This window comes from Johannesbaptistia floridana (genome assembly GCF_057440575.1).
The window spans coordinates 61,314-70,907 of record NZ_JALKVM010000280.1 but is presented as its reverse complement, the minus strand read 5'-3'; the positions used below and the strand labels follow the sequence as shown (position 1 = coordinate 70,907).

The window sequence follows — 9,594 nt, the reverse complement described above, 5'->3', positions numbered from 1 at the left end:
CTTGCGCCCTAAATAAGCTCATACTTGCGCCCTAAATAAGCTCATACTTGCGCCCTAAATCAATTGGATTTGGTGCTTTACGCAATAACAATTAAGCGATCGCCTTTGGGATACCTTACTCGGTGCGCATTAATTCTTTAACTCATTACTTATTACTTCAAGACTTCAAAACTTAACCACCACAAGTAACTTTGGGTAAAGATGCAAGATCTGAGCTGGTGCGCTATGACTTAAAGTGTGAAATCTTAATGTATCTATTGGACTAAAGTCCAACTACGAACCTACCTGGAGTGCGATCGCTATTCTTACTCAAACCTAATAAATACCATCTTCAGAAGAACCTAAGATGTTTATAATCTTTCCCTAATCCTAAAGGTCCAAGACTATAGGGTATTTGAGCACTATTTAATATCCATTGGACATAAGTATTACTATTAGGTCCTGGCCAATATCTATATTTATATTTATAGGGATAAGTTTCTGGTGTATTCTCTATAACTTTAATGATAGAGTGAGCATCTGATGTTGACCAGGTATACTCAACCCAACTTCCACCATTACCCACTCCATTCTCATGAGGCATCAAATTCTTATGAATATGACCCCAACTCGATTCACATCGGTGGCAATTTTGCCATACTTCCCACCTATCTGTATAGTTAGGTGTCAAGATAACTAACCAATAATGAACGGCTATTTGACCAACAAAAGGGATTTTAGCAGCCCGTAATTCTACTCTTACTGTCATATCTGAGAAAAAGCTAAGGCGAGTAAAACAGCAACAATGGCACCAATAAGAGTATTAATCACATTGACCAACTCATTACTAAGCCAAGTATATTTAGACTGTAGAGTGGCACCAATTAAACTTTCTAAATTGGTAGCAATAAAAGCGGCGATCGCACAGTAAACCACTCCCAACCAAGAAATTAAACCTACTAAAGCACCGACTGCCGCAATAGCCACAGAGGCTATTGCGCCTGCCAGAGTACCTTCTAAACTCACAGCCCCTTCTGTGCCCTTAGGCACAGGTTGTAGAGTAGTAATTAAAAAAGTACGCTTACCATAAGCCTTACCAATCTCACTAGCGGTAGTATCCGAAAGTTTAGTACTTAAACTTGACACATAACCGAGAGTAAATAGAGGAACTAGTTCTGGTTTGACCACAAGAGTAGTAATAGCACAAATAGTTCCCACCAAAGCTGAACCCCAGACATTTTCTGGACCTCTAGCGCCGGATCTTTTTTCTGCTATACCCTGTGCTTCTTTTTCCGTCATTCCCACCCTAGTAACAGCGGAACCAAATAAGAAGTAAAACATGATCACCGAGTAACCAGATAAGCCCAAAGTACCCCAAATAATCACACCTAATAGCCAGGCATTAATTAAACCTGCCCAGGTAAGTAACTTTTTAGGGGCGATTATAGCTATCAATATCAGTACTGTATTTACTTCGATACCTATTAGCCAAGGATTGGAAAAACTTAGTTCTAAAAACATTACTGTTATTTAAATAATTTTTTAAATTAGTGAGCTAATTAAAAGCTCACCGTTTTCTTTTGATTTTATTATACAGATACAGGAATTTTCTCAGAAATGTACCCCAACTCTTGAAGCTTATCAAAGACTTTAGTTACGCTTTCAGATAACTCTTCCAAATCTGTTCTACACTCTAATTCTGGGTTAGTAGGAGGCTCATAGGGGTCATCAATACCAGTAAAAGACTTGATTTCTCCGGCTCTTGCTCGTTTATATAAACCTTTTACATCACGATCCTCACAAACATTAAGAGGAGCATTCACATAAACTTCTATAAAATCCCCAATTTTTTCTTTTACTTCTTGACGGATTTCACGATAGGGAGAAATAGCTGAGACTAAAACAATTACCCCATGACGAGTCAGTAAATTGGCGACAAAACCAATACGACGAATATTAGTATCACGGTCTTCTTTACTAAAACCTAAGCCTTTAGTTAGATTTTCTCGAACAATATCACCGTCTAAAATCTCTAGAGAATAGCCATTATCTGTTAATAGTTTGGCTACTGCTTGAGTAATAGTTGTTTTACCTGCACCACTTAAACCTGTGAACCAAAGAGTTACTCCACGTTGCTTCATTTGTTCTTTCATTCATTTATAAAATATCTAGAATATAATAAACCTTTACTGCCTATTTTGACTAACAAAAATAAAAACCCTCACCGAAAGGCGAGGGTTGTAGAAAACAGAGACTAAAAAATTAGTCTAAGTCACTCATAGAAAGTACAGGTTCAGATTTACGGTTGATACCTTTTTCAAAGCCTGCAACTGCCGCACGAGCGCGACCTGCGTGCCAAAGGTGACCAACTAGGAAGAAGAAACCTAAGATAAAGTGAGACCCAGCTAACCATTGACGTAAGTTTACAAAGTTAAAGGAGTTGGGCTCAGTAATAATACCACCAACTGAGTTGATAGAACCGTTGGGGGCGTGAGTCATGTACTCAGAAGCACGACGTACTTGCCAAGGCTGAACATCATTTCTGAGCTTGTCTAAATCAAGTCCATTAGGACCACGTAGAGGCTCTAACCAAGGACCACGGAAGTCCCAAAAGCGCATAGTTTCACCACCGAAGATAATTTCACCAGTAGGAGAGCGCATGAGGTATTTACCTAGACCAGTGGGACCTTGGGAAGAAGCGATGTTAGCTCCTAATTTTTGGTCACGTACTAGGAATACGAAGGATTGAGCTTGAGATGCTTCTGCGTTAGTTGGTCCGTAGAACTCGCTAGGATAAGCGGTGTTGTTAAACCAAACGAAAGCGGAAGCGATGAAGCCCATGAGAGAAAGAGCACCTAAGCTGTAGGATAGGTAAGCTTCTCCAGACCAAATGAAGGCACGACGTACCCAACCGAAAGGTCTGGTTAAGATGTGCCAAATACCACCAGCGATACAGATTAGGCCAACCCAAATGTGACCACCGATGATATCTTCCATGTTGTTTACCCCAATCATCCAACCATCGCCACCAAAAGGTGCTTTTAGTAGATAACCGAAGATTACTGCGGGGTTTAGAGTTGGGTTAGTGATGATTCTCACATCTCCGCCACCAGGCGCCCAAGTATCATATACACCACCAAAGAACATGGCTTTGAATACTAAAAGTAGTGCTCCACCACCGAGTAGAATTAGGTGGTAACCAATGATGTTGGTCATTTGGTTTTTGTCTCTCCAGTCATAACCGAAGAAACTAGAGTACTCTTCTAGAGTTTCGGGACCACGGATAGCGTGGTAAATACCCCCTAAACCAAGTACCGCAGAAGAGATAAGGTGTAAAACTCCCACTACGAAGTAGGGGTAAGTGTCAATAACTTCACCACCAGGTCCTACACCCCATCCTAAAGTTGCTAAGTGAGGAATAAGAATCATTCCTTGTTCGTACATAGGCTTTTCTGGTATGTAGTGAGCAACTTCAAATAAAGTCATTGCTCCTGTCCAGAATACGATTAAGCCCGCGTGAGCGACGTGAGCGCCCAATAATTTACCGGATAAATTGATTAAACGAGCGTTACCGGACCACCAGGCAAAACCTGTAGAATTTATGTCACGGCCGGATCCTGTTAATGCTGTGTTAGAGAGCGTTACCACGTGGTAGTACCTCCTCAGGGAATACAAATTTTTCGTGTGGTTGGTCTTGTGGAGCCATCCATGCTCTTAGTCCTTCGTTGAGCAGGATGTTTTTAGTGTAGAAGGTTTCAAATTCTGGGTCTTCTGCTGCTCTTAGCTCTTGAGATACGAAATCGTAAGCTCTCAAGTTTAACCCTAATCCTACTACTCCTACTGCACTCATCCATAGTCCTGTTACTGGTACAAATAACATGAAGAAGTGTAACCAGCGTTTGTTGGAGAATGCAATTCCGAATATCTGTGACCAGAAACGGTTTGCTGTTACCATTGAGTAGGTTTCTTCTGCTTGAGTTGGGCTGAAGGCACGGAATGTGTTTGCTTGCTCACCATCTTCAAACAGAGTATTTTCTACTGTGGCTCCATGGATGGCACATAATAGTGCTCCACCTAGTATACCTGCTACCCCCATCATGTGGAAAGGATTTAATGTCCAGTTATGGAATCCTTGGAAAAATAGGATAAATCTGAAGATTCCTGCTACTCCAAAACTAGGAGCGAAGAACCAGCTTGATTGTCCTAGGGGATACATTAAGAATACGCTAACGAATACGGCTATGGGTCCGCTGAAAGCAATAGCGTTGTATGGTCTGATTCCTACTAGTCTAGATATTTCAAACTGACGTAACATAAAGCCGATTAATGCGAAGGCACCGTGTAAAGCTACAAAGCTCCAAAGTCCTCCGATTTGGCACCAACGAGTGAAGTTCCAACCTGCTTCAGGTCCCCACAAAAATAGTAGGGAATGTCCCATACTGTCTGCGGGAGTTGATACCGCTACGGTTAAAAAGTTACATCCTTCTAGGTATGAACTTGCTAATCCGTGAGTGTACCAAGATGTTACGAAAGTGGTTCCAGTTAACCATCCACCTAAGGCCATGTAGGCACAGGGGAATAGTAGTAAGCCTGACCAGCCTACAAATACGAATCTGTCGCGTTTTAACCAATCATCAAGGGCGTCAAACCACCCTCTCTGTTGGGATACACGTCCTACTGCTATAGTCATTTACAACCTCTTGCCAATTTTTTCTTCTTATCTGTTTATAACCAATTGGTTAAATGGTTAATCCTCTTGTTCACAGCGTTTTTAAATTTAGCACTGTGGTATTTATTGGATTTTAAATATTCCGTCGAATGTTTACGGATAGTTTTGGGATGTAAATTAAATGTCCCTTTAATAATTATTAGCAAAAAATTTACAAATTGACATAAATTACTTAAAAAATACTTACGTACTTAAAAAGAAAAAAGGAAAAAATTAGCTTTATTCGGGGGAATAAAGTAAAATTTGAGAATATAAGCGACTAAAACCCCTAAATATTCCTATATATATCTAATTAGTTTTAAAATAGGTCATCTATCTCTCTATAGCTCCTGATAAAAAAATTCTCAGTTTCTTCTCAGCAAAGCCTTATACTGTGAGTTAATCTAAAATAGAGAGTTAATTAAAATAAACTAGTTAGTTAAATAATCAAAAACAATTTATGACTAATCAATCAAGCAAAATTTCTTCTGATTCTGTAGAAAGTCAAATATTTCGTCAGGAAATATTAGGGGCGAGACGTCTAAGTAACTATTTTTGGGGGGTGGCTACGTCTATGGGTGGAATAGGATTTCTCCTCGCAGGACTATCAAGCTATTTTAAAATAAACTTATTAATAGTGAGTGATGCGACAACTTTTCAGTTTATTCCCCAAGGAGTTGCCTTGCTGTTTTATGGAGTAGCGGGAACAATCTTAACGACATATATCTGGTTAACGATGATTTGGAATATAGGGGGAGGTTATAATGAGTTTAATAAGAAGACAGGGAAAATTACCATCTTTCGTTGGGGTTTTCCCGGGAAAAATCGCCGGATTGAAATTACCTACCCATTAGAAGAGGCAAAATCCATTAGAGCTGAAATAAAAGAAGGAATTAATCCTAAAAGAGCCTTATACTTATCTTGTAAACAGCGCCAGGAGATTCCACTAACAAGAGTAGGAGAGCCTTTACCTATATCTGAATTAGAAAATCAAGGGGCTCAATTAGCTCGTTTTTTGGAAGTTCCCCTAGAAGGGCTGTAGGTCCACCAATGAGTTAGAATAAAAGAAAATGAACACAAAGTGGAAGAAAAATCTAAAAAATCTGTTTTTTTTGCCTCTGATAATTATTTTGTTGATAGAGCTATTAACAGTAAATAGTGCTACAGCAGGGTCAAACTTAGTAAATAAACCCAATCAAATCATGATCGCTTCAAACAATACAACATTGCCACAATTGAAAGGAAAAGCTACAGTAGAACTAGTAGTAGATAACTCAAAGATTATAATAGAAGTAGATGGAGAAAATGCACCAATTACAGCAGGAAATTTTGTAGACTTAGTAAATAGAGGAGTATACGAAGGATTAGTATTTCATAGGGTAGTAAAAGATCCAGAGCCATTTGTAGTGCAGGGAGGAGATCCCCAAGGAAAAGACCCGAATTATCCCGTGAGCAGATTAGGCACAGGGAGCTTCATAGACCCAGAAAGTTCAGCACCTCGTTACATTCCCTTAGAAATAAAAGTAGAAGGAGTAGACGAGCCGATATATGGAAAACCAGTACGACAAAAACCAGTATTAAACCATAGTCGAGGGGCAGTAGCAATGGCAAGGTCACAAATGCCCAATAGTGCCTCATCTCAATTCTATATAGCTTTAGCAGATTTGGAATTCTTAGATGGAAGTTATGCCGTATTTGGCTACGTAAAAGAAGGAATGGAGGTAGTAGATGAAATTCAACAAGGCGATCGCATACAATCTGCCAAAGTAGTCGAAGGACTAGAAAACTTACAACAAGAATAAACAAAATCTTGGTTTCACAAAACATAGGTAGGTAAAAACTGCCTATGTGAACAGAAGAACAACTAAAATCAAACAAACTCTCGCCCAACAAACCATCAATGTCAAACCTAATGCCATTGAATCGTCAGTCAAGCACAGACGATTTGCAAAAACTCATAGAAATATTACCGAACTCAATTAGAGAGAGTATTGAGAGACATCCTCGAAAAGATGAATTAGTGGAAATAGTAATGGACTTAGGGAGACAACCCGAAGCTCGCTTTCCCAAATCAACATCTTACTTGAGCGATCAAACTCTAACAAAAGAAGACTTAGAGGGATGTATTCAAAAAGTTGGTCATTTTAGTGGGGATAACCGAGCAGGAATTGAACGAACTCTACACAGAATTAGTGCAATTCGTAATCGGAGCGGAGAAATTATTGGTTTAACCTGTAGAGTAGGTAGAGCAGTTTTCGGCACAATTACTATGATTCAAGAATTAGTCGAAAGCGAAAAATCAATTTTACTCCTAGGTCGTCCTGGAGTGGGCAAAACCACAGCATTGAGAGAAATTGCTAGGGTATTAGCCGACGATTTGGCCAAAAGAGTCGTAATCATAGACACCTCTAACGAAATTGCAGGAGATGGTGATATTCCTCATCCTGCAATAGGAAGAGCTCGGAGAATGCAAGTAGCTCGTCCCGAATTACAACACCAGGTAATGATTGAAGCCGTAGAAAATCACATGCCAGAAGTGATTGTAATAGACGAAATCGGGACAGAATTAGAAGCTCTAGCGGCAAGAACAATCGCCGAAAGGGGAGTTCAATTAGTAGGAACAGCCCACGGCAATCGGTTAGAAAATTTAATCAAGAATCCCACTTTAGCAGACTTAGTGGGAGGAATTCAAGCAGTTACTCTAGGAGATGATGAAGCAAGACGAAGAAATTCTCAAAAAACCGTATTAGAGCGCAAAGCACCACCAACTTTTACCGTGGCCATCGAAATGCTCGAAAAACAGCGCTGGGCAGTTCATGAAGACGTAGCTCAAACCGTTGATGCTCTATTAAGAGGTAATTACCCCTCCATCCAAATTAGAACCGTTAATGAAGAGGGAGAAATAGAAATTACCGAAGAAACCCCAGGGGGTGTTAGTAGTGTGGCTTTATCTCAAAATAGTTTTTCAGAAAGCCCAGTAAAACCAACAGGCTGGCGTGCTTCAGGACGTATGAGTCCCATTAAAAATAGCACCAATTCAAATTTTGAATCCATGTTAGACCAGTCTTGGCAACAAAAAGAGCAAACAAACGATAAAATTCGGATTCCTGGACCTAGTGGAGAAGATTGGCCAATTTATCTCTATCCCTATGGAATTGGTCGCAATCAATTAGAACAGGTAATTAATGTTCTCAATTTGCCCGTGGTAATTACCAAAGATTTTGAAAATGCTGATGCTATTTTGGCTCTACGTTCTCATCTGAAAAATCATGGTAAACTAAACGAAATAGCCAAAACTTATCAGATTCCTACCTATGGTATTAAGTCAAATAGCATACCTCAAATAACTCAGGGGTTGAAAAAGTTATTAGATTTAGAAGACTTTGAGAGTAATGAATCTGCTGATTTACGTCTTTTTACCAAATCCGCCAACCAAGATGAGATGGAAGCTTTAGAAGAAGCTAGATTGGCAGTGGAACAAATAGTAATTCCTAAACAACAACCAGTAGAATTACTACCTCGCTCTCCCAAAGTGAGAAAAATGCAGCACGAATTGGTGGAACATTATCGCTTGCAATCTGATAGTTTTGGCGAAGAACCAAATCGCCGTTTGCGTATTTACCCAGCTTAGAAACCTAGCCAAATATAGTAAAAATCTGATAGTCTAGGCTAATAGCTTAGGGAAAATAAAAAAGAGTGGAGATAGCAATCGGTCGGGGTAAAACAGCCTATAGAGCTTATGGAATTGACGAAATCGCACTTGTCCCCGGAGTGCGTACCTTAGATCCAAGTTTGGCAGAAACAACCTGGGAACTTGGTAACATTACTAGAGAAATTCCAATCATCGCCAGTGCCATGGATAGTGTTGTTGACGTAAACATGGCCGTTAAACTTTCTGAGTTGGGAGCTTTAGGTGTTCTTAATTTAGAAGGTGTACAAACTCGTTATTCAGACCCAACTCCTATTCTTAAGAAGATAGCTTCTGTTGGTAAATCAGAATTTGTTAATTTAATGCAAGAGCTTTATGCAGAACCAATTAAAGCTGAATTAATCGTTCAAAGAATTCAAGAAATTAAATCCCAAGGAGGAATAGCTGCTGTTAGCTTGACCCCAGCGGGCGCCGTCAAATTCTCTGAGGCTATAGTAACAGCTAACCCAGATTTAGTATTTGTTCAGGCAACTGTGGTATCTACAGCTCATTTGTCCCCTGAGTCAGTAAATCCTTTGGATTTGTTTGAATTTTGTCACCAAATGTCTATGCCAGTTATCCTCGGTAATTGTGTTGGTTACGAGGTGGCCTATAATTTGATGAAAGCAGGAGCGGCAGGGATTCTCGTGGGAATAGGACCAGGGGCGGCATGTACTTCTAGAGGGGTACTAGGTGTAGGAGTTCCTCAAGCGACGGCGATCGCTGATTGTGCCGCCGCCAGAAATGATTTTGAAAGAGAAACAGGAAAGTATGTACCCATTATTGCTGATGGAGGAATTATTACCGGAGGCGATATTTGTAAATGTATCGCCTGTGGTGCTGATGCAGTGATGATTGGTTCTCCTATTGCCAGGGCAACAGAAGCTCCAGGTAATGATTATCACTGGGGTATGGCGACTCCTAGTCCTGTGCTTCCTCGCGGTACTCGTATTAATGTGGGTAGCACTGGTAGTATAAAAGAAATCTTAGTAGGTCCTGCTAAACTTGATGACGGGACTCATAATCTTCTAGGTGCTTTAAAAACTAGTATGGGTACATTAGGAGCTAAAAACATTAAAGAAATGCAGCAGGTTGAAGTAATTGTTGCCCCCTCTCTATTAACAGAAGGAAAGGTTTATCAAAAAGCTCAACAACTAGGTATGGGTAAATAAATTAAGCTCCTAATAACATTTTTAATCGGGGAAAAAAGTTTATACTT

9 protein-coding genes are annotated in these 9,594 nt (G+C 39.9%); 4 read left to right on the top strand and 5 right to left on the bottom strand.

The features are described 5' to 3' along the window. Positions 1 to 331 precede the first annotated feature (331 nt). The 5 genes from MW688_RS17410 to psbD all read right to left on the bottom strand — a co-directional run bounded on the left by MW688_RS17410 (position 332) and on the right by psbD (position 4,669). A complete protein-coding gene (locus MW688_RS17410) occupies positions 332 to 748 on the bottom strand; it encodes a DUF3750 domain-containing protein (protein ID WP_486737282.1) in 417 nt (138 codons plus the stop codon). Beyond that, positions 745 to 1,500: a TIGR00297 family protein gene (locus MW688_RS17405; protein WP_486737281.1), complete on the bottom strand. Its 756-nt coding sequence runs from the start codon at positions 1,498 to 1,500 to the stop codon at positions 745 to 747. Before MW688_RS17405 ends, MW688_RS17410 begins: the two co-directional genes overlap by 4 nt. Before the next feature lie 68 nt (positions 1,501 to 1,568). After that, on the bottom strand, positions 1,569 to 2,120 hold the full coding sequence (gene cysC, locus MW688_RS17400) for an adenylyl-sulfate kinase (RefSeq protein ID WP_486737280.1): 552 nt from the start codon (positions 2,118 to 2,120) through the stop codon (positions 1,569 to 1,571). A gap of 121 nt (positions 2,121 to 2,241) precedes the next feature. Next, entirely contained in the window at positions 2,242 to 3,627 is a 1,386-nt protein-coding gene (psbC, locus tag MW688_RS17395; protein WP_486737279.1) for a photosystem II reaction center protein CP43, read from the bottom strand. Further along, positions 3,611 to 4,669 carry a photosystem II D2 protein (photosystem q(a) protein) gene (gene psbD, locus MW688_RS17390; protein ID WP_486735681.1) on the bottom strand — a complete coding sequence of 353 codons (1,059 nt, stop codon included), beginning with the start codon at positions 4,667 to 4,669 and terminating at the stop codon, positions 3,611 to 3,613. The genes psbC and psbD overlap by 17 nt, the downstream gene beginning before the upstream one ends. 478 nt (positions 4,670 to 5,147) lie before the next feature. Between psbD and MW688_RS17385 the strand changes: the two genes are divergently transcribed. From MW688_RS17385 to MW688_RS17370, 4 genes are all read left to right on the top strand, one after another. Then, positions 5,148 to 5,729: a photosystem I assembly protein Ycf4 gene (locus MW688_RS17385; RefSeq protein ID WP_486737278.1), complete on the top strand. Its 582-nt coding sequence runs from the start codon at positions 5,148 to 5,150 to the stop codon at positions 5,727 to 5,729. A gap of 28 nt (positions 5,730 to 5,757) precedes the next feature. Continuing rightward, positions 5,758 to 6,489, top strand: a complete 732-nt coding sequence (locus tag MW688_RS17380; protein ID WP_486737277.1) for a peptidylprolyl isomerase — start codon at positions 5,758 to 5,760, stop codon at positions 6,487 to 6,489. A 98-nt stretch (positions 6,490 to 6,587) separates the two neighbouring features. After that, the gene (locus MW688_RS17375) at positions 6,588 to 8,318 is read left to right on the top strand and encodes a R3H domain-containing nucleic acid-binding protein (protein WP_486737276.1); all 1,731 of its coding nucleotides are present in this window, start codon (positions 6,588 to 6,590) and stop codon (positions 8,316 to 8,318) included. Positions 8,319 to 8,383: 65 nt separating this feature from the next. Continuing rightward, positions 8,384 to 9,547 (top strand): GuaB3 family IMP dehydrogenase-related protein, encoded by a 1,164-nt coding sequence (locus MW688_RS17370; RefSeq protein WP_486737275.1) that lies wholly within the window; start codon positions 8,384 to 8,386, stop codon positions 9,545 to 9,547. Positions 9,548 to 9,594: the final 47 nt, after the last annotated feature.

Coding starts and splice junctions, on each gene's coding strand:
- MW688_RS17410 (WP_486737282.1), bottom strand. CDS start 748: ATGACAGTAAGAGTAGAATTACGGGCTGCTAAAATCCCTTTTGTTGGT.
- MW688_RS17405 (WP_486737281.1), bottom strand. CDS start 1,500: ATGTTTTTAGAACTAAGTTTTTCCAATCCTTGGCTAATAGGTATCGAA.
- cysC (WP_486737280.1), bottom strand. CDS start 2,120: ATGAAGCAACGTGGAGTAACTCTTTGGTTCACAGGTTTAAGTGGTGCA.
- psbD (WP_486735681.1), bottom strand. CDS start 4,669: ATGACTATAGCAGTAGGACGTGTATCCCAACAGAGAGGGTGGTTTGAC.
- MW688_RS17385 (WP_486737278.1), top strand. CDS start 5,148: ATGACTAATCAATCAAGCAAAATTTCTTCTGATTCTGTAGAAAGTCAA.
- MW688_RS17380 (WP_486737277.1), top strand. CDS start 5,758: ATGAACACAAAGTGGAAGAAAAATCTAAAAAATCTGTTTTTTTTGCCT.
- MW688_RS17375 (WP_486737276.1), top strand. CDS start 6,588: ATGTCAAACCTAATGCCATTGAATCGTCAGTCAAGCACAGACGATTTG.